Below are 21540 nucleotides of genomic sequence, written 5' to 3' on the forward strand. Positions count from 1 at the left end.
CCCCTTCCGGGCGCCCCTCCCGGAGTCCGGACAGAGGTCCGGACAGGGTCTGGATAGGCCGGATTCAATGGATTTCCCGGCGTATGACGCCTCACAGACGATGGCAGGAGAGTGCCATTTGGCTTGTGGATGCGTTGCCACGGCCGGACACACGGCAGCATGGAGGGGCCCGTTGAGCGAACGGTGCGCCCGCGTACCGCTACGGGGCTGTCATGGACCGATCTTCTCCCTTTGGCAAAGCGGCTCGGCCATCCAGGGCATCAACGACCTCCTGCTGCAGCTGCAATGGAGTGCACCGGAGTACTGGAGCATTGGGCGCACTGGGCGTACTGGGAAATCGAGCAGCATTGAGCAGGAAAGAAGCGCCATGAAGGTGTGGATCGACCAGAGCAGATGCCTCAACAGCAGACAGTGCGAGGAAACCGCACCGCGCGTGTTCTCGATCGCGGACGACAGTCTCGCCTATGTGCGCCAGAACGGCCGGCTGCTGGACCAACCGGGCGGCGAGACATGTCAGGCGAATGTCCCCGATGAGGACCAGGACGCTGTTGATACGGCGGCCTACGAGTGCCCGGGGCAGTGCATCCACGTCATCGAGCAACCGTAGACAGGCCCGTGTCAAGAGAGCCCGTGCCGAATAGGAGACCATCGCATGTCTGCCGCCGAGAGCACCGATGAGAGCATTCCGCGCCTGCCCTTCGACCAGTCCGGTCTGATGGAGTTGCCGCCCCGGTTCGCCGAGCTGCGGGAGAACGATCCCATCGTCAAGGTCCTCACCCCGGTCGGCGATCCGGCGTGGCTGGTCACCCGGCATGAGGATGTGAAGAAGCTCATCTCCGACGCGCGTTTGGGCCGCTCGCATTTCGATCCGCCGAACGCACCGCGCTACAGCGCGGCGGTCATTCTCGGCGGTCCGCGGGGCGAGTACGAAACCGAGGTCGTCGACCACACCAAGGCGCGGCAGGTGCTGATTCCGTCGTTCAGTGCCCAGCGGATGCGTTCCCTGCGGCCGCGGATCCAGCGGACGGTGGACGAGTTGCTGAGCCGATTCCAGGAGCTTCCGCAGCCGGCGGACTTCCACCAGGAGATCGCGAAGCGGCTTCCGGTGTTTGTCATCAGCGAACTGCTGGGCATCCCCTTCGCCGACCGTGAGCAGCTCGGTACCTGGTCGCAAGGCACCTTCCACACCAGCGACCAGCAGCTGGCCGTCACGGCCATGCTGGAAATGCGCGAGTACATCGCGAAGTTCATCGAACTCAAGCGCGCCGAACCGGCCGACGACGTCATCACCGACCTGGTCCTCAAGCAGCAGGAGACGGGATTCCCGCCGGACGACGCCATTCAGACGTACGTATCGACGCTGATCATCGCCGGTTTCGAGACCAGTGTGTCGTTCACCGACTACGGCACCCTGCTGTTCCTGCGGAATCCGGATCAGCGGGCGCTGCTGGAGGCGGATCCCGGCCTGGCTCCCCGTGCCGTGGAAGAGATCCTGCGGTTCGCGCCCGCCTCCGACGCCTGCATCACCAGGTACGCGCGGACGGATTTCGAGTACAAGGGGACGCGGATCTCCGAAGGGGATCTGATCGCGCTGAGCCCGCAGACGGCCAACCGTGACCCCCGCGTCTTCCGGGAGCCGGAGCGTTTCGACATCACGCGGAACGAGAACCCGCATATGACGCTCGCCTACGGCCTGCACTACTGCATTGGCGCCCCGCTGGTCCGCGTCATGCTGGACGTGCTGTACCAGACGCTGTTCGCCCGCCTTCCCGGGCTGCGACTCGCGGTGCCGATCGACGAGCTGGTGTCCAGGAACAACGTGCTGACGGGAGGGCTCACCTCGCTGCCCGTGGCCTGGTGACCGACGCAGGAGGAGCCTGAACGGCAACAGGCGCCCCGGCGAGAGCCCGTCCGCGGGCGCGACCGGGGCGTCTTCTTCATGCCGCCAGCTCGCCGCACCGTCGGGTCGCCGCACCGCCAGGTCGCCGCACCGCCAGGTCGCCGCACCGCCAGGTCGTCAGTTCGCCAGTCCGCCGATCCCTGATCATCCACGCATCCACGGGCATACCTGGCCGGTGGCAGGACAGTGCCACTCGGATCTTGAGACGGCGCCGGGGCGGCGCGGGACGGCAGAATGATGTCGGGGCTGCGTTAACGGGGAGGTTGCTGCGGTGTGCAGTGCCAGTAATGAAGTCTCATCAGAGATGAAGGCGGCCCTTTTCCGCCACAGCCAGGGACCAGTGGCTGTCGGGCGGTCCTTACGGAAGTTCGCCAGCGGGGCTTTCGGCATCATGTCGGCCATGCCGCCGTGTATCTGGCCGTCAGGGTCGGCATCCGGGCATTCTCCGGCCTGAACAGCGCCTTCAGCGCGACGTCCGCCGCGCATCTCATCCCGCGTGTGCGCTCTCGCATCACTGCTGCGGCGCATCACTTCCTGCTGTGGTGCAGCACCTTTCATGGACCATTTAACATCTTCGTCACGGGGGCATCGGTGCCAAGTTTGGGTTCACTGTGCGAAAAACCGGCCTTAGGGCTTCATTTCCTTGATGCTGGCGACCGCGACTCCTTCCGGGCCCGCTCGGTGCTGGGTGTCTGGCTGTCCGATCCGGAATCGGAGAGGAACATTCGGCTCCTGGACACCGGGCTGCGCGATCTGCTGGTCATCGTGGCGTCTGATCAGCCGTGGCTGACCGATCCCGCCGCCGCCGAGCACCGGATCCGCATCCTGGCGCGCAGCGGGGCGGCGGGACTCGCGATCATGCGCACCGCTCCGCAGGACGTGCCCGAGGCCGTACTGGTGAATGCCAGGAAGCACAGTGTGCCACTGCTCGTCGGCAGCGAGGAGCTGTGCGGATCGGAGGTGGCGCAGGTCGTCAGCCGTGAGCGACTGCGGGAGTACGAGGACCGTGCTCAGCAACTGGAGGAGATGCTGGACCAGATACGACGGCCGGGGAGGCAGGGGCACCACAGACTGCAGACCCTGCTCGACCGGCTGGCCAAGGCGGTGGAGGGGTCGGTGCGCCTGGTCGACCCGCACAAGGCCGTGCTGGCCTCCGAATTGAGCGCGGGAGGCCCGCTGGTCGAACCGCCGGCCGCCATGGTGGCACGCATCGTGGGCGGGGAAGTGGGAGCCGCGTCCATCAACCATGGGAAGCACAGCGTGCGCCTCTACTCGATCGGCTATCACCCACCCCACATGGTTCTCATCGTGGTGCGCGACCAGGACTTCAACGAGTCCACCGAGAAGATCATCGCGCGCTCCACCGTGCTGCTGAGCCTGCTGATACGCGCGGAGGAGATGGACAGCGACCAGTACCGGCTGCAGCAGACCATGAGCTCGATGCGGGCCGCGGTGCTCCATCTGGCGCTGAACGGTCTCACCCAACTCGCCCAGGAGATCGGTCAGTCCCTGTACCCCGGGCTGTTCTCCGCCGATCAGGTCCGGGTGCATCTCATCACCTGTGGTGAGCGGGAGCTGAACGCAACGGCCTCCAAGCTGGAGAACGCACTGCGTCAGCAGGCCCTGGTCGTCCGTTCGCCGTTCCGTTCCGATCAGCTCTTCGTCGTCACGCCCGAGTGGCCGTCCGTGTCCTCGTCCTCGTCCCCACCCTCGTCTTCGTCCCCGCCCTCGTCCGGTGAGGACCGCGGGATGAGCGTCGTCCAACGGCTGCACCACCTGGTGACCGACGTTCCGGGGCTCCGGATGGGCGCCAGCCACCCCAAGCCGCTGGCGAGCCTCGAAGAGGCACACCAAGAGGCACACCGGGCCCTCACCATGGCGGGGAACAGCCAGGAGAAGCTGGTGACGGCGGCCCGGGAGGAGCCCGGTCTGTCCTTCTTCCTCGACCCGGGCGCCGGCCAGGCGTGGGCAGAGGCTTTCCTCCGCCCGCTCGACACCCTCGCCCCCGCCGTACGGGAGAGCATTCTGCGAACGATCGATCTGTCGTTGCGGTTCTCCCGTCTCGATGTGGCGAAGGCCACTGGCTCTCATCGCAACACGGTGGCGGCGCGCATCGCGAAGGTCAGTGAGCTCCTCGCCCTGGATCTCACCCGCCTGCCGGACCGGGCGGTGCTCAGTCTCGCGCTGGAGCTCCGGGCCTTGCCTCCCCATAGGCCCCACACAGCCCATACGCCCCATACTGCGAACGCGGTGTCCGGTGAGCGAAGCCTCGGCGATCTGCTGGCGGACGACGGTGCCCAGGAATGGGCCCGGATCTACCTCGGGCGTCTCGACGCGGATCGCAGAGACCTACGGCGGACGCTGGCGGCGTGGGTGGCCCGCGGCGGCAACGTGGAGCAGACCGCGCAAAAAGTCGGCGTGCATCTGAAGACGGTCCGCAACCATCTCCGCGCGGCCGAGAGCCTGCTCAACTGCCGCCTCCTGGGAACCCCCGGACTCACGCATGACCTGGTGCTGGCCATGCATGCCCTGGGGGTCGCCCAAGTCCTGCCCGACCACCTGGTGCGGTCCCCCTCCCGCCGGCTGCGGGCGGCCTGACCCGCGTTCTTCACTCCCGTACTCCGCGTGCGCCCTGTGCTCCTCATGCTTCCCGTGCTCCGACATCGCGAGCGACGACAGTGCCGATCTCGTTCGCCGCCGCGGTGTCGAGCATCTCCGAGTGGGTGCATTCGATGTCGACGATCTTGATGTCCCCTTCCGCATAACGCCGCCAATCCAGGGGGTCGCCCGTCCTCGCGTCGCTCTCCGGTATCGCCGCCCGTACCAGGATGATGTCGCCCTTGAGGACGGGAGGAGTGTGGCGCGCCATCATGTCGAGATTCGTCTGGTAGGCCCGGTAGATGCCGTCGACGTGCTCTTCGCTGACCTCGGTCTCGAGGGCAGGTGGCCGCCACAGCTCGTCGTCCGCCACCGGGTCGTACTGGTTACGGGCGACCCTGAGCAGGTCCTCGACCACTTCCCTGCGGGACGGGCACCAGAGCGGTTCGGTGCTCTGCCGCTCGATGGGATACGCGTCCAGGAGGAACAGCCGGTCGACCCTTTCCCCCATGGCCTCGAGGCGTGCGGCCATGGCGTGCGCCACCAGCCCGCCGAAGGACCAGCCCAGGAGGTTGTACGGACCCGAGGGCTGGATCGACCTCATCGTGGCCACGTAGTCGTCCGCCATCTCGTCGACGCTCGCCGCCGCCTCCCGCGACACATCGAGACCACGAGCCTGGAGGGCGTAGAGGGAGAAGCCGCCGACCGCGTGTCCGGCCAGCGCCTGGTAGGCCCAACCGATGCCACTCGCCGGATGCACACAGAACAGCTTGGGTGCGTCCGGCTCGGACCTGATGGCCAGGACGGTGTCGAAGTCGTGTGAGCTCTCCCCGTCGTCCAGGAGGCGAGCGAGCCGAGCCGGGGACGGGGCCTGGAACAGGGCCTGCATGCCCAGGCGGGCGCCGGTATCCGCGCGCAACCGGCCCATCAAGCGCATGGCGAGGAGGGAATGGCCGCCGAGCGCGAAGAAGTCGGCGTCGGCGGGGACGTGTGGCAGGCCCAGCACCTGGGCGAACAACCCGCAGAGCAGCTCTTCGGTGGGGGTGGCCGGTGCGCGGCCGGGGGCGGGGGTGTAGTCGGGGGCGGGCAGCGCCTTGCGGTCCAGTTTCCCGTTCGCCGTCAGCGGCAGGTTCTTCAGTACGACGACGGCGGTGGGCACCATGTGCTCCGGCAGGACCTTGGTCAGGAATTCCCGCAGTTCTGAGGCCTCCGGCGATGGACCGGGGCCGGCCGCTGGTACGGCGTAGCCGGTCAGCCGCCGGTCCCCGGGGCGGTCTTCGCGGAGCACGACCGCCGCCCGTGCCACCTGCGGATGCGACGCCAGCGCCGCCTCCACCTCACCCAACTCGATACGGAAGCCCCGCACCTTCACCTGATCATCCACCCGGCCGACGAACTCCAGCCGCCCATCCGCCCGCCACCGCACCAGATCCCCGGTCCGGTACATCCGCCCACCGGACCCGGCGAACGGACACGCCACAAACCGCCCCGCCGTCAACCCCGCACGCCCCGCATACCCCCGCGCCAACCCCGCACCCGCCACATACAACTCACCCACCACACCCGACGGCACCAACCCCAAACCACCATCCAGCACATACAGCGACGTGTTGGACAACGGACGACCCAACGGCGGTACACCCTGGTCAGCGGGGTCAAGCGTGGCGGTGGTGGACCAGATGGTGCACTCGGTCGGACCGTACAGATTGACCACCCCCGAACCCAACTCGCCCAACCGCCGAGCCAGACCAGCCGGCAGCGCCTCACCACCGGCCAGCACCCGCAGCTCCCGCAGCATCTCCGGAGCCTGGGAGGCGATGGCCTGCCACAGCGTCGGCGTCGCCTGCATCACCGACACCCGCCACCGCCTGACCAACCCCGACAACGCCACCGGATCACCCACCTCAGCATCCGAAGCCACCACCACCCCCGCCCCACACACCAGCGGCAAAAACACCTCCAACGCCGCAATATCGAACGAAACCGTGGTCACCGCCAACAACCGATCCCCAACACCCAGCGACACCCGCTCCCCCACCGCAGCCAAAAACCCCTCAACAGCCCCCCGGGACACCACCACACCCTTCGGAACACCCGTCGACCCCGAGGTATAGATGACATACGCCGGATGCCGAGAATCAAGCGAACCGATGCGATCAGCGTCCGTCAGATCGGTGGCCGATGCCTGAGCCAATCGCTGCTGAGTGTGCTGGTCATCCAACACCAGCAACCGCAGACCGTCCGCTGCCGGTACCCGCTCGGCCGTCTCCGCCGTGGCCAGCACCACCTCCGGCCGGGCATCGCCCAGCATGAAGGCGATCCGGCTCGCCGGATAACGCGGATCGATCGGCACGTACGCCCCACCAGCCTTCACCACCGCCAACAACGCCACCACCATCTCCACCGACCGCGACACCACCAACCCCACCCGGGACTCCGGCCCCCCCCCCCACCCCCCCAACACCCGAGCCAGCCGATTCGCCCGCTCATTCACCTCCCCATACGACACCTCACACCCCTCACACACCACCGCCACCGCACCCCGATCACGCCGCACCCACCCCTCAAACAACCCCGGCAGCACATCGACAGCACCTTCACCCATCGCATCGGGCCCATCCCCACCCCAGCGCGTCAGTTGCCCCCGCTCCTCCCCGCTGAGCACATCGATCCGCCCCACCAGACACCCCGGATCAGCAGCAATCGCCTCCAGCACCCGCACAAAGCGAGCCGCGATCACCTCCACCGCATCCCGGTCGAACACATCAGGCCGATATCCCCACCGCACCTGAAGCCGCTCACCAGGAATCACCGTCAACGCCAACGTGTAATGCGTCGCATCCCGGCCCCCGCCGGCCCGCACGGTCACGCCACTGTCTCCCAGAGCCCCCGAAGCCGCGTCGGGCGCCACCGGATAGTTCTCAAAAATCACCACCGTGTCGAACCGGGCCCCCGCACCCACCGCAGCCTGGATCTCCGGCAACCCCACGAACTGATGCTCCGACAACCGCGCCTGCGCCTCCTGCAACCCCGACAACAACCCCAACACCCGCACCCCAGCCCCAGCCCTGACCCGCACCGGCACCGTATTGATACACAACCCCACCAACGACTCAGCACCCGCCAACTCCACCGGCCGCACCGCCACCGTCGCCCCGAACACCACATCCTCACGCCCCAACAACCGACCCAACACCACACCCCACGCCCCCTGCACCAACGTGTTCAACGTCAGCCCCAACCCCCGACCACGCTCCACCAACCGCCCCGTCAAACCCTCCCCAACCTCACACCACACCTCACCCGGCACCACCCCACCACCACCAGAAACCACCGGCCCCAACACCGACGCCTCCATCACCCCCGCCAACACCCCACACCACGCCGCAACCCCCGCACCCCGATCCCGCGACCCATACCACGCGAGATACTCGCGGTACGGCGTGGGCCTGGGAAGTGCGGACTCCTGACCCGGCCGTTCGTACAGGGTGAACAGATCCCGCACCACCAGCGGAGTGGACCAGCCGTCCAGCAGGATGTGGTGATTCGTCATCACCAACCGGAAACGGTCCGCCCCCAGTCGGAACAGCGCGAACCGCAGCAACGGCGGCCGCGTCAGATCAAAGCGATCGACCCGGTCCTCCGCCAGCCACCGCTCGAAGGCATCCCGCGCCTCGGCCTCCCCCAGCCCCCGCAGATCCTCCTCCCGCCACGGCACCCGCACCCCACCAGGCACCACCTGAACCGGCACCGACACACCCTCATGCACAAACCCCGCACCCACATGCGGATACCGCCGCAACAACCCCTCCGCGGCCGCACGCAACCGCGTCGCATCCACCGAACCCTCTAGGTCGAAGACCAGCTGCACCATGTACACATCCGGCGCGGCATCGTCATAGACCGCATGGAACAGCAACCCCTCCTGCAACGGGGTCAGCGGCAGGATGTCGTCGGCCTCCGGGACCAGCGTCTCGACGTGTTCGATCCCGGCTTGATCGAGCGGGACCAGCGGCAGGTCGGAGGGTGTGTGACCACCGGACGTGGGATGCCTGAGATGGGCGATCAGTCCGTCCACGGCCGTGCGCCATGCCTCGGCGAACCGGCTGACCTCCGCTTCCGTCATCAGGTGGCCGGCCCAGGCCCAGGTCGCCGTGAGGCGCGGCCCGTCGGGGGTGTCCTCGGTGAGTGCGTTGATGTCGAGGCAGTGGGTGAGGGCCAGATCGGGGTCGGAGCCGCCGCCGAGGGCCGTACTCTCCTTGGCGTAGGGCCAGTTGGCGGATCCGCTGCCGGTGTACCGGCCGAGGTAGTTGAAGCCGATGTGCGGTGTGTTCAGCGCCGCGAGCCGGGGTCCGGTGTGGGGGTTGAGGTAGCGCAGCAGACCGTAGCCGATGCCGTGGTCCGGGACGCGGAGCTGTTCCTTCACGCGTTTGAGCGCACCGCTCAGGTTGGCGGCGCCGGTTGCCACGTCGGTCCAGTCGATGGGACCCGCGTCGAGGCGTACCGGATACATGCTGGTGAACCAGCCGATGGTGCGGGTCAGGTCCAGGGCCTCGGCGATGTCTTCGCGACCGTGTCCCTCGACGTTGACCAGCAGGGCGGTGGCTTCGGCGGTGCCGTAGCAGTGGGCCGCGGCCAGGACCAGGGCCGTGAGGAGCACGTCGTCGACCCCCGCGTGGTAGGCGGCGGGCACGGTCGTGAGGAGGGGCTCGGTGCGTGCCGGGTCGAGGACGACGGTGAGCGAACGCAGGCTGCGCACGTCATCACGGGCGGGGTCGAGTGCGTCGGTGGCCACGGTGAGCCCGGGGTCCCCGGTCATACGGGTCCACATGTCCAGTTCGTCTTCCCGGGCGGGGTCGACGGCCTGGTCGGCGAGCAGTCGCGCCCATCGGCGGAAGGAGGTTCCGACGGGCTGGAGTGCGGGGGGCCGGGCGGCCTCGATCGCCTCGTACGCGGCGATGAGGTCGGGCAGCAGCACCCGCCAGGACACTCCGTCCATCACCAGGTGGTGGGCCAGCAGGAGCAACCGGCCGGGGCGCCGCTCCCCCGCGTCCAGCCAGACCACCTGCAGCACGGTGCCGGAGTGCGGGTCCAGTCGGGCCTGGCCCGCCGCGCTCTCGGCCGCCACCGCCGCCCGCAGATCCGCCTCGCCACCTCCGATCACCGCGGTCCGGCGTACCAGATCGGCTGCCGCGATGGATCCGGGCGGTGTGATCTCCAGCCGCCAGGCGTCGGTGCCACCGCCGCCGGTGGTGCCGCCGCCGGGGCGACCCCCGTCGGTGGTGCCGTCCCCGTCGGCGATCCGCAGTCGCAGTCGCAGTGCGTCATGGTGGTCGATCACGGCCTGTACCGATGGGATCAGCCGGTCGAGTGTCAGCGTCGGTGGCACTTCCAGCAGCACCGACTGGTGATATCCGGTGGTCGCCCCTTCGCGCTCGCGCAGCCAGTGCATGATCGGGGTCATGGGCAGTGTGCCCACTCCGTTGTCCTCCACCGCCGGGGCCTCGGCGGTCCGGGTGGCGGTGGCGGCGAGGGCGGCGGGTGTCTTGTGCTGGAACACCTCACGCGGCGTGAACACCAGCCCCGCACGACGAGCCCGGCTCACCAACTGGATGGACATGATGCTGTCCCCACCCAACGCGAAGAAGTCGGCATCGGCAGGGACGTCGGCCAGGCCCAGCACCTGGGCGAACAACCCGCAGAGCAGCTCTTCGGTGGGGGTGGCCGGTGCGCGGCCAGGGGCCGGGGTGTAGTCGGGGGCGGGCAGCGCCTTGCGGTCCAGCTTCCCGTTCGCCGTCAACGGCAACTGCTCCAGTACGACAACGGCCGAGGGCACCATGTGCTCCGGCAGGGCCCCTGTCAGGAACTCCCGCAACTCCGTTGCCACCGGACGGGACCCGGTCGTCGGTACGGCATAGCCGATCAGCCGCCGGTCGCCCGGCCGGTCCTCGCGGACCATCACCGCCGCCCGTGCCACCTGCGGATGCGACGCCAGCCCCGCCTCCACCTCACCCAACTCGATACGGAAGCCCCGCACCTTCACCTGATCATCCACCCGGCCGACGAACTCCAGCCGCCCATCCGCCCGCCACCGCACCAGATCCCCGGTCCGGTACATCCGCCCACCGGACCCGGCGAACGGACACGCCACAAACCGCCCCGCCGTCAACCCCGCACGCCCCGCATACCCCCGCGCCAACCCCACACCCGCCACGTACAACTCGCCGACCACGCCCGGGGGCACGAGCTCCAGCCCCTCATCGAGCACATGGGTGTGCAGATGCGGGAGGGGCCGGCCGATCAGGCTCCTCGCGCCGGGCCCGGTGAGCTCGCGGTCGATCGGCTGGTGGGTGACGTGCACGGTGGTCTCGGTGATGCCGTACATGTTCACCACGACAGGGGCGTCCTCGTGGTGGCGGGCGTACCAGTCGGCAAGGCGCGTGGGGTCGAGGGCCTCGCCGCCGAGCACCACATGGCGAAGTGCGGTACCTGCGCGTGGACCGCCACGTTCTGCTTCGGCCGCGATCAGTTGGTACAGCGCCGAGGGGGTCTGGCTCAGGACCGAGACGTTTTCCCGTACCAGCAACTCCAGGAAGTCCGCAGGGGAGCGGGTCACCTCCCTGTCGACCACGATGAGGCGGCCACCGCTCAGCAGGGCTCCCCAGATCTCCCACACCGAGAAGTCGAACGCATACGAGTGGAACATGGTCCACACGTCGTCCGGGCCGTAGTGGTAGCTCCGCGCGATCGCTTCGAGCAGCCTCACCACGTTGGTGTGCGTCACCAGGACACCCTTGGGCGCGCCGGTGGATCCTGAGGTGTAGATGGCGTAGGCCGGGTGCCGGGGATCCAGCGGGCTCGTGCGATCGCGGTCGGTGAGGTCGGCGGCGGACGCCTGGGCCAGGAACTGCTGGGTGTGGTCGTCGTCCAACACCAGCAGCCGGGCGGTCTCACACTCGGGTATCCGGTCGGCCGTGTCCCTGGTGGCGAGCACCACCTCCGGCTCGGCGTCGTCGAGCATGAAGGCGATGCGATTCACGGGGTAGCGCGGATCGATGGGCACGTACGCCCCACCAGCCTTCACCACCGCCACCAGCGCCACCACCATCTCCACCGACCGGGGCACGACCAGCCCCACCCGGGACTCCGGGCCCACCCCCAGCTCAACCAACACCCGGGCCAGACGATTCGCCCCCTCGTTCACCTCCCCGTACGACGCCTCACGCCCGTCACACACCACCGCCACCGAATCCCGATCCCGCCGCACCCACTCCTCGAACAACCCCGGCAGCACATCAACACCCGCATCCGCCGCACCGGGATCACCTCCACCCCAGCGCGTCAGCTGATCCCGCTCCTCGCCTGTGAGCACATCGACCCGCCCCACCGAACACCCCGGATCGGCAGCGATCGCCTCCAGCACCCGCACGAAGCGAGCCGCCAGCGACTCCGCCGACTCCCGGTCGAACAGGTCGGTCGCGTACTCAAGCGTTCCGTGGATACCCGCCGGTCCGTCGCCATCGGCACGTGTCTCGGCGAGCATGAAGGACAGGTCGAACTTGGCGGTGTCCATCTCGACCCAGAGCGGTTCGCTGGGCAGCCCCGGCAGTGCGGGGCCGGAGTGGTGGGTGTTCTGGAATCCGAGCATCACCTGGAACAGAGGGTGCCGGGCCAGGGAGCGGTCCGGATTGAGCAGGTCGACCAGCCGCTCGAACGGCACGTCCTGGTGATCGTAGGCGGCCAGGTCCGCGTCGCGGACGCGGCGTAGGAGGGTGGTGATGTCGGGGTCGCCGGAGGTGTCGACACGCAGCACCAAGGTGTTGACGAAGAAACCCACCAGGTCGTTGACGGCTTCCTCGCCCCGGCCCGCGTACGGGGTGCCGATGGGGATGTCGTGTCCCGCGCCGAGCCGGGTCAGCAGCACGGCCAGTCCGGCTTGGACGACCATGAAGACGCTGACGTCGTGGGCGTGCGCCACATCGGCCAGCCGCTGGTGAAGCACGGCCGGGATGTCCAGGTCCACGGTGCCACCCCGATGGCTCGCCACCGTCGGGCGCGAACGGTCGGTGGGCAGGTCGAGCTCCGCGGGCAGGCCCGCCAAGGCTTGTTTCCAGTGGGCGAGTTGCCGTGACATCAGGCTGTCGGGCGTGTCCTCCTCACCGAGGACACGCCGCTGCCAGATGGCGTAGTCGGCGTACTGCACCGGGAGCGGCTGCCACTGTGGTGCGCGCCCTTGGGTGCGGTCCGTGTAGGCGCGCGCGAGGTCGTTGAAGAGCGGGCCCATGGACCAGCCGTCCGCGGCGATGTGGTGCAGCACCAGCAGCAGTACGTGCTCTTGGTCCGCCGTTGGGTAGATGCCCGCGCGCAGTGGCAGTTCCGTGGCCAGGTCCTCGAATCCCCGTCCGGCCTCGGCCGCGAGCAGCGCGTCCAGGTCCTTGGGGTCGGCGTCGGACACGCTGATCGGCAGCCAGGTGCGCGCGGTGTCGGCGTCGAGCACATGCTGCCAGGGCTGCCCCTGGTCGTCCTTCGGGTAGAGGGTCCGCAGGGCTTCGTGCCGGACCACGACATCGCGGAGTGCGTCGGCCAGCGCCTCGCGGTCCAGGGGGCCGGTGATCCGCTGCGCGGACACGACGGTGTACGTGGCGGACCGGGGGCCCTGGATCTCCTGCATGAACCACAGGCGCCATTGCGCGTACGACAGCGGGATCCGTTCCGGTCGTGGCATCGGGCTCAGGCTCGGCCGCCGGGTCGCCTCGGGGTTCGTTCCGTCGCCGAGCCGTGGGATCAGCTGGGCGACCGTGGGCGCCTGGAACAGTGTGCGGACGCTCAGCTCGGTGCCGGTCTCGGCGCGGATGCGGCCGATGAGCCGCATCGCGAGGAGGGAGTGGCCGCCGAGTGCGAAGAAGTCGTCGTCCACAGCGACCTCGGCAAGCCCCAGTACCTCGGCGAAGAGACCGCACAGGGCCCGCTCCCGCGGGGTTCGCGGGGCCCGCCCGGTTCCGGCGGTGAACTCCGGGGCGGGCAGCGCCTTGCGGTCCAGCTTGCCGTTCGGGGTCAGTGGCAACTCGTCGATCGCCATCACGATCGACGGCACCATGTGCTCCGGCAGGGTGCTCCGCAGATGGGCCTGGAGTGCGGGGAGCAGCGAGTCGGCTTCCGGGCCGGCGCCCGGCTCGTTGGCGTAGTCGGTGAGCGGTCGCGCGCTCGCCTGGGCGGCAGCGACGGACAGGTCGACCACCGGCTGGTCCGGACCCTCGGCACCGAGCAGGAAGAGGGCATCGAGTCGCTCTGGCTCTTCGGACCAGGTCAGATGGGCGCGGTAGCCGTGGCGGGCGGCCAGTTCGTGCAGGGTTTCCACGTCGGGTGTACGGGGCGTGGCGTCGGGGGTACTCGTGGCATCGGGGGTTTCCGTGGTGTCGGCGGTTTCCGTGGTGCCGGGGGTTTCCGTGGTGTCGGGCTTTCCCGTGTCCGCGCCGACGGCGGTCTCGGCGTCGACGGTCTGCCGGCTGGTTTCCGGGGCGGTGCCGTCCCGGAACTGCCGTACCGCCGCCAGGTCGTCCATCAGCCGGGCGTTGGGGAGGTCCCTCACCCACAGCCTGTCGTGGCGCCGGGAGAGCAGTGCCGCCACTTCCTCGGTCCGGTGCACATCGGTTCCCCAAGTCGCCGTCGGCGCGGAGTCGTCCGCGCGTACGGCCGCAATCGGCGCCTTGTGGAGCACCACGTCATAGCGGTACCGCGTCAGCTCGTTGCGGCTCTTCCCACGCTTGATCCGGATGTCGACCGCCGCGATGTCCGGAACGGTGGCCTGGAGGGCCGAGAAGAAGGCCGGGTCGATCAGCAGTTCCCTCTCCAGCGAGATGGTCTGCTCGATCGCCTTGCGGAGGTCCGTGCCCGAGAGTTCACCGCCGAACCTGCCGAGACCGGCCGCCATGGCGAAGCAGCGGAGCAGGCGGAGGTTGCGGACATCGCCGAGGAACAGCGAGCCCCCCGGTGTGAGCAGACGCATCGCTCCGGAGATGACAGAGACGAGGTAGTCGATGCCGGGGAAGTACTGGATCACCGAATTGATGATCACGCTGTCGAAATGGCCGGCCGGGAGTCCGGTGAAGACGTCGGCGGGCTGGGAGGACAGCTCCACGCGGGCAGCCAGGTCCGGGTCGCGATCGATCTGGTCCCGCAGCACGTCGATCACCGCGGAGGAGAAGTCCGTGGCCCAATACGAGTCGCATCGGGGCGCCAAACGCCGCAGCAGCAGACCGGTGCCGACGCCGATTTCGAGCACGCGTCGAGGAGCCAGTGCGGAGATCCGGTCCACGGTGGCCGTCAGCCATTCCCGCATCTCGTCGAGGGGGATGGGGCGGCCGTCGTAGCTGCTGTCCCAGCCGATGAAGTCCTCGGCAGCGTCCCCGGTGGAGGCGCCGGTGGGGTCCTCCTGGAGAGTGGTGGCGGGGCGGTCTCCGTACAGCGACTCGTAGAAACTCTTCCAGTGGCTGATGTGTTCGTCCGCGTGCCGCGCCGTCGACTCCTCGTTCCGTGAGGGGCCGTTCTGTGGGGAGTGGTTCTGTGAGGTGTCGTTCCTTGAGGTGTCGTCCCATGGCGTATCGTCCCGTGACGTGGTGCGCCGCGCGGGTACGGCGTAGCCGATCAGCCGCCGGTCCCCGGGGCGGTCCTCGCGGACTACGACCGCCGCCCGCGCCACCCACGGATGCGACGCCAGCGCCGCCTCCACCTCGCCCTGTTCGATGCGGAAACCGCGCACCTTGACCTGGTCGTCCACCCGGCCGACAAACTCCAGCCGCCCATCCGGCCGCCACCGCACCAGGTCCCCGGTCCGGTACATCCGCCCGCCGGACCCGGCGAACGGACACGCCACGAACCGTTCCGCCGTCAGCCCCGCACGGCCCGCGTACCCCCGCGCCAGCCCCGCACCCGCCACGTACAACTCACCCACCACGCCCGGCGGCGCCCACCCCAGCCCACCGTCCAGGACGTACAACCGTGTGTCCTGGATCGGCGTCCCGATGGGCGGTGGCCCTTCCTCTCCCGGCTCGCACGGATGGCCGGAGATGTCGATGGTGGTTTCGCTCGGCCCGTACGAGTTGTAGAGCCGCACCCCCGGAAGCGTGGCGTGGAAGGTGTCGCGAACGGCCGCCGACATGGCTTCCCCGCCACAGACGACGTCACGCAGCGAACCGCAATCGTCCGCCACCCCATGCCACTCCAGAAGATGCTGGAGGAGGGAGGGGACGGTATGGACGACGGTCACCTGGTGGCGCCTTACGGCCTCGAGAAGGTACCCGGGATCCGCGTGCTTGTCCGGGTGGGCGAGCACGATGGCCCCGCCGACCAGCAGCGGGCAGAACGCTTCCCATGCGGAGACGTCGAAGCTCAGCGGTGTCCGCATGAGGAAGCGGTCCTCGGCGCCCCAGCCGAACGCCTCCACCCGCCACCGGAGGTTGTTCAGCAAGGACTGGTGCGTCACCACGACACCCTTGGGGGTGCCCGTCGATCCTGAGGTGTAGATGGCGTAGGCCGGGTGCCGTGGATCTAGCGGGCTCGTGCGATCGCGGTCGGTGAGGTCGGCGGCGGACGCCTGGGCCATGAGCTGCTGGACGCGATCGTCGTCCAACACCAGCAGCCGGGTGGTCTCGCGCTGGGGTATCCGGTCGGCCGTTTCCCTGGTGGCGAGCACCACGTCCGGCTCGGCGTCGTCGAGCATGAAGGCGATGCGATTCACGGGATAGCGCGGATCGATCGGTACGTACGCCCCACCGGCCTTCATCACCGCCAGCAGCGCCACCACCATCTTCACCGACCGGGGCACGACCAGCCCCACCCGGGACTCCGGGCCCACCCCGAGCCCCACCAGGGCCCGCGCCAGACGATTCGCCCGCTCATTCACCTCGCCATACGAAACCTCACGCCCCTCGCACACCACCGCCGCCGCATCCCGATCGCGCCGCACGCGCTCTTCGAACAGCCTCGGCAGCAGCCCATGGCTAGTGTCTTCCGCACCGGGCGCACCCCCGCCCCAGTGCGTCAGTTGCTCCCGTTCCACCCCGGTCAGTACATCGATCCGCCCGACCAGACAGGCCGGATCGGCGACGATCGCCTCCAGCACCCGCACGAAGCGAGCCGCGATCGCCTCCACGGCCTGCTGGTCGAACACATCGGGCCGGTATCCCCATCGCACCTGAAGCCGCTCACCGGGAATCACCATCAACGCCAGGGGATAGTGCGTGGCGTCGTGGGCGGCGATGGCGGTGGTCTTGAGTGTGCTGTCGGTGCGGCCGGAGACGGCGCCGTCCACGGGGTAGTTCTCGAAGACCGTCGCGGTGTCGAAGAGCGGTCCCGAACCGGCATAGGCGCTCTGCTGGATGTCGGTCAGGCTCAGGAACTGATGGTCGAGCAACCGCGATTGTTCGTCCTGCAGCCGGGTGAGCAGCGCCGCCAGACTCTCGCCCGCGAGTAGGCGAAGCCTCAGCGGCACCGTGTTGACGAACAGCCCGACCATGGATTCGACGCCGGGAATCTCGGGCGGCCGGACGGCCACCGTCGTTCCGAAGACCACGTCATCGCGTCCGGTCATACGGGCCAGGAGGATGCCCCAGGCGCCCTGTATCAGGGTGTTCAGGGTCAGACCGGCCTCACGCGCCCGCTCGGTCAGAGAAGCGGTGAGGGATTGCGAGAGGGACTGTGAGACGTCCTGGGGGGCTACGGCCTGGCGTCCAGGGTCCGCGGGCGTCAGCAGAGTGGGGTCTTCGACGCCCGCCAAAGCATTACGCCATGCCTCCAATGCCGCGTCCCGATCCCGCGATCCGTACCACGCGAGGTAGTCGCGGTACGGCGTGGGCCTGGGCAGTGCGGACTCCTGACCCGGCCGCTCGTACAGGGTGAACAGATCCCGTACCACCAGCGGAGTGGACCAGCCGTCCAGGAGGATGTGGTGATTCGTCATCACGAGACGGAAGTGTTCGGCGCCGAAGCGGAACAACGCGAACCGCAGCAACGGCGGCCGCGTCAGATCGAAACGGTCGGCTCGGTCCTCCGTCAGCCATCGCTCGAAGACGCCCTGTGCCGCCACCTCCCCCAGCCCCCGCAGATCCTCCTCCCGCCACGGCACCCGCACCTCACCAGGCACCACCTGAACCGGCACCGACACACCCTCATGCACAAACCCCGCACCCACATGCGGGTACCGCCGCAACAACCCCTCCGCGGCCGCACGCAACCGCGTCGCGTCCACCGAACCGTCGAGGTCGAAGACCAGCTGAACCATGTACACATCCGGCGCGGCATCGTCATAGACCGCATGGAACAGCAACCCCTCCTGTCCGGCCGCCAAGGGCAAGACCTCACCGTGCTGGGGAATCCTCGCCTCGATGGTTTCCTGGTCGGACCGGCTCAGCGAGATCAAGGGGCGAGGGGGCGAGGTGGAGTCCGCGGTGTCCGTCGATTGCGTGGCAACGGCCGGGGACTCGGGGACCCGGGCGGTGGCGGCGAGGGCGGCGGGTGTCTTGTGCTGGAACACCTCACGCGGCGTGAACACCAGCCCCGCACGACGAGCCCGGCCCACCAACTGGATGGACATGATGCTGTCCCCACCCAACGCGAAGAAGTCGGCATCGGCGGGGACGTCGGCCAGGCCCAGCACCTGGGCGAACAACCCGCAGAGCAGCTCTTCGGTGGGGGTGGCCGGTGCGCGGCCAGGGGCCGGGGTGTAGTCGGGGGCGGGCAGCGCCTTGCGGTCCAGCTTCCCGTTCGCCGTCAACGGCAACTGCTCCAGTACGACAACGGCCGAGGGCACCATGTGCTCCGGCAGGGCCCCTGTCAGGAACTCCCGCAACTCCGTTGCCACCGGACGGGACCCGGCCGTCGGTACGGCATAGCCGATCAGCCGCCGGTCGCCCGGCCGGTCCTCGCGGACCATCACCGCCGCCCGTGCCACCTGCGCATGCGACGCCAGCGCCGCCTCCACCTCACCCAACTCGATACGGAAGCCCCGCACCTTCACCTGATCATCCACCCGGCCGACGAACTCCAGCCGCCCATCCGCCCGCCACCGCACCAGATCCCCGGTCCGGTACATCCGCCCACCGGACCCGGCGAACGGACACGCCACAAACCGCCCCGCCGTCAACCCCGCACGCCCCGCATACCCCCGCGCCAACCCCGCACCCGCCACATACAACTCACCCACCACACCCGACGGCACCAACCCCAAACCACCATCCAGCACATACAGCGACGTGTTGGACAACGGACGACCCAACGGCGGTACACCCTGGTCAGCGGGGTCAAGCGTGGCGGTGGTGGACCAGATGGTGCACTCGGTCGGACCATAAAGGTTGATCACCCGCGAGCCCAGCTCGCCCAACCGCTGGGCCAGCTGGGTCGGCAATGCTTCACCACCGGCCAGCACCCGCAGCTCCCGCAGCATCTCCGGAGCCTGGGAGGCGATGGCCTGCCACAGCGTCGGCGTCGCCTGCATCACCGACACCCGCCACCGCCTGACCAACCCCGACAACGCCACCGGATCACCCACCTCAGCATCCGAAGCCACCACCACCCCCGCCCCACACACCAGCGGCAAAAACACCTCCAACGCCGCAATATCGAACGAAACCGTGGTCACCGCCAACAACCGATCCCCAACACCCAGCGACACCCGCTCCCCCACCGCAGCCAAAAACCCCTCAACAGCCCCCCGGGACACCACCACACCCTTCGGAACACCCGTCGACCCCGAGGTATAGATGACATACGCCGGATGCCGAGAATCAAGCGAACCGATGCGATCAGCGTCCGTCAGATCGGTGGCCGATGCCTGAGCCAATCGCTGCTGAGTGTGCTGGTCATCCAACACCAGCAACCGCAGACCGTCCGCTGCCGGTACCCGCTCGGCCGTCTCCGCCGTGGCCAGCACCACCTCCGGCCGGGCATCGCCCAGCATGAAGGCGATCCGGCTCGCCGGATAACGCGGATCGATCGGCACGTACGCCCCACCAGCCTTCACCACCGCCAACAACGCCACCACCATCTCCACCGACCGCGACACCACCAACCCCACCCGGGACTCCGGCCCCCCCCCCCACCCCACCAACACCCGAGCCAGCCGATTCGCCCGCTCATTCACCTCCCCATACGACACCTCACACCCCTCACACACCACCGCCACCGCACCCCGATCACGCCGCACCCACCCCTCAAACAACCCCGGCAAAAGTCCGTGACCAGCACCGTCGTCACCAGACGTGTCTTCGCTCCACGTCTCCAGCAGCTCCCGTTCCTCGCCCGTGAGCACATCGATCCGCCCCACCAGACACCCCGGATCAGCAGCAATCGCCTCCAGCACCCGCACAAAGCGAGCCGCGATCACCTCCACCGCATCCCGGTCGAACACATCAGGCCGATATCCCCACCGCACCTGAAGCCGCTCACCAGGAATCACCGTCAACGCCAACGTGTAATGCGTGGCATCCCGGCCGTCACTGGCCCGGAACCGCACAGCGTCATCCCCCGCCGCCCCAGGCGCGACCGGATAGTTCTCGTAAATCACCACCGTGTCGAACCGGGCCCCCGCACCCACCGCAGCCTGGATCTCCGGCAACCCCACGAACTGATGCTCCGACAACCGCGCCTGCGCCTCCTGCAACCCCGACAACAACCCCAACACCCGCACCCCAGCCCCAGCCCTGACCCGCACCGGCACCGTATTGATACACAACCCCACCAACGACTCAGCACCCGCCAACTCCACCGGCCGCACCGCCACCGTCGCCCCGAACACCACGTCTTCCCGACCAATCAATCGGCCCAGAAGGATCCCCCACGCCCCCTGCACCAACGTGTTCAACGTCAGCCCCAACCCCCGACCACGCTCCACCAACCGCCCCGTCAAACCCTCCCCAACCTCACACCACACCTCACCCGGCACCACCCCACCACCACCAGAAACCACCGGCCCCAACACCGACGACTCCTCCACCCCCGTCAACACCCCACACCACGCCGCAACCCCCGCACCCCGATCCCGCGACCCGTACCACGCGAGATATTCGCGCCAGGGCACAGCGGGGGCCAGCGTGGAGGCGGGGGCCTCGGGCTCCTGGTGGTAGAGGGTGGACAACTCCCGCATCAGAAGTTGGGTGGACCAGCCGTCCAGCAGGATGTGGTGGTTCGTCATCACCAACCGGAAACGGTCCTCGCCGAAACGGAACAGCGCGAACCGCAGCAACGGCGGTCGCGCCAGGTCGAAACGGTCGGCCCGGTCCTCCGCCAGCCACCGCTCGAAGACGTCCCGCGCCTCGACCTCCGCCAGACCCCGCAGATCCTCCTCCCGCCACGGCACCCGTACACGCCGTGCGATGGCCTGTACGGGCCGGGGCACGCCACGCGTCATGAATCCCGCACGCAGACTCATATGGCGATCCACGATCGCCTGTGCCGCAGACCGCAGGCGTTGAGCGTCCACCGGACCGTCGAGATCGAAGACCAGCTGCACCATGTACACATCCGGCGCGCCGTCGTCATAGACCGCGTGGAACAGCAACCCCTCCTGCAACGGGGTCAGCGGCAGAAGCTCTTCGATCCGGGATCGGACCATGGGAATCCCCCTGTTCGGACCGCTCGCACTGATGCACTACGCGCAGATCGCACGGAGATGGATAAGGAGAAGAAGGAGCAACGAGGAGTGCGGTGGACACGCGGGCATTCACTCTGTCCGAATAATTCAACGTAACCGAGCCGGGCGAGCCCGTCAACGATCTCGAATAGACGCCAGAGCATTCCAACGGGCATTGTTCTCGGCGATTACCGGCAATGCGGACAGGTGGCACCTAGATGCCTTCGCTGGTTCTCGACGTCTCTCGACGCAGCGCTTCTGAGCTGCACGTTCTCCCTGTTGATGGCAGCGTGTCATACCGGGGTGGACCGGCGAAGACGGCGGGGGCGCCACTGCACCAAGCTGCCATTCACTTGCTCATGAGATGTCGTCCGGCGACGCTGGTACAAGCGGGCAAGGACACTCAAAACCGGGCTGG

Annotated in this window: 4 protein-coding genes; 3 read left to right on the forward strand and 1 reads right to left on the reverse strand. The window is 68.4% G+C overall.

The window, feature by feature from the left end; translation table 11 throughout:
* The first annotated feature begins 172 nt into the window (after positions 1-172).
* From LIV37_RS09845 to LIV37_RS09855, 3 genes are all read left to right on the forward strand, one after another.
* Positions 173-607, forward strand: coding sequence for a ferredoxin (locus LIV37_RS09845; RefSeq protein WP_202979649.1), 435 nt, complete (start codon positions 173-175; stop codon positions 605-607).
* A 45-nt stretch (positions 608-652) separates the two neighbouring features.
* Positions 653-1861 carry a cytochrome P450 gene (locus tag LIV37_RS09850; protein WP_020866964.1) on the forward strand — a complete coding sequence of 403 codons (1209 nt, stop codon included), beginning with the start codon at positions 653-655 and terminating at the stop codon, positions 1859-1861.
* A 720-nt stretch (positions 1862-2581) separates the two neighbouring features.
* On the forward strand, positions 2582-4498 hold the full coding sequence (locus LIV37_RS09855; protein ID WP_020866965.1) for a helix-turn-helix domain-containing protein: 1917 nt from the start codon (positions 2582-2584) through the stop codon (positions 4496-4498).
* A gap of 43 nt (positions 4499-4541) precedes the next feature.
* Here the strand turns inward: LIV37_RS09855 and LIV37_RS09870 are convergent, their stop codons facing one another.
* Positions 4542-21104, reverse strand: coding sequence for a non-ribosomal peptide synthetase (locus LIV37_RS09870; RefSeq protein WP_276063796.1), 16563 nt, complete (start codon positions 21102-21104; stop codon positions 4542-4544).
* Between the last annotated feature and the right edge of the window lie 436 nt (positions 21105-21540).

The sequence above is a fragment of the Streptomyces rapamycinicus NRRL 5491 genome (genome assembly GCF_024298965.1).
GTDB lineage: Bacteria > Actinomycetota > Actinomycetes > Streptomycetales > Streptomycetaceae > Streptomyces > Streptomyces rapamycinicus.

Bases quoted from the DNA above. Each gene is read 5' to 3' on its own strand.
- LIV37_RS09850 (WP_020866964.1), top strand. From the start codon at position 653: ATGTCTGCCGCCGAGAGCACCGATGAGAGCATTCCGCGCCTGCCCTTC.
- LIV37_RS09870 (WP_276063796.1), bottom strand. From the start codon at position 21,104: ATGGTCCGATCCCGGATCGAAGAGCTTCTGCCGCTGACCCCGTTGCAG.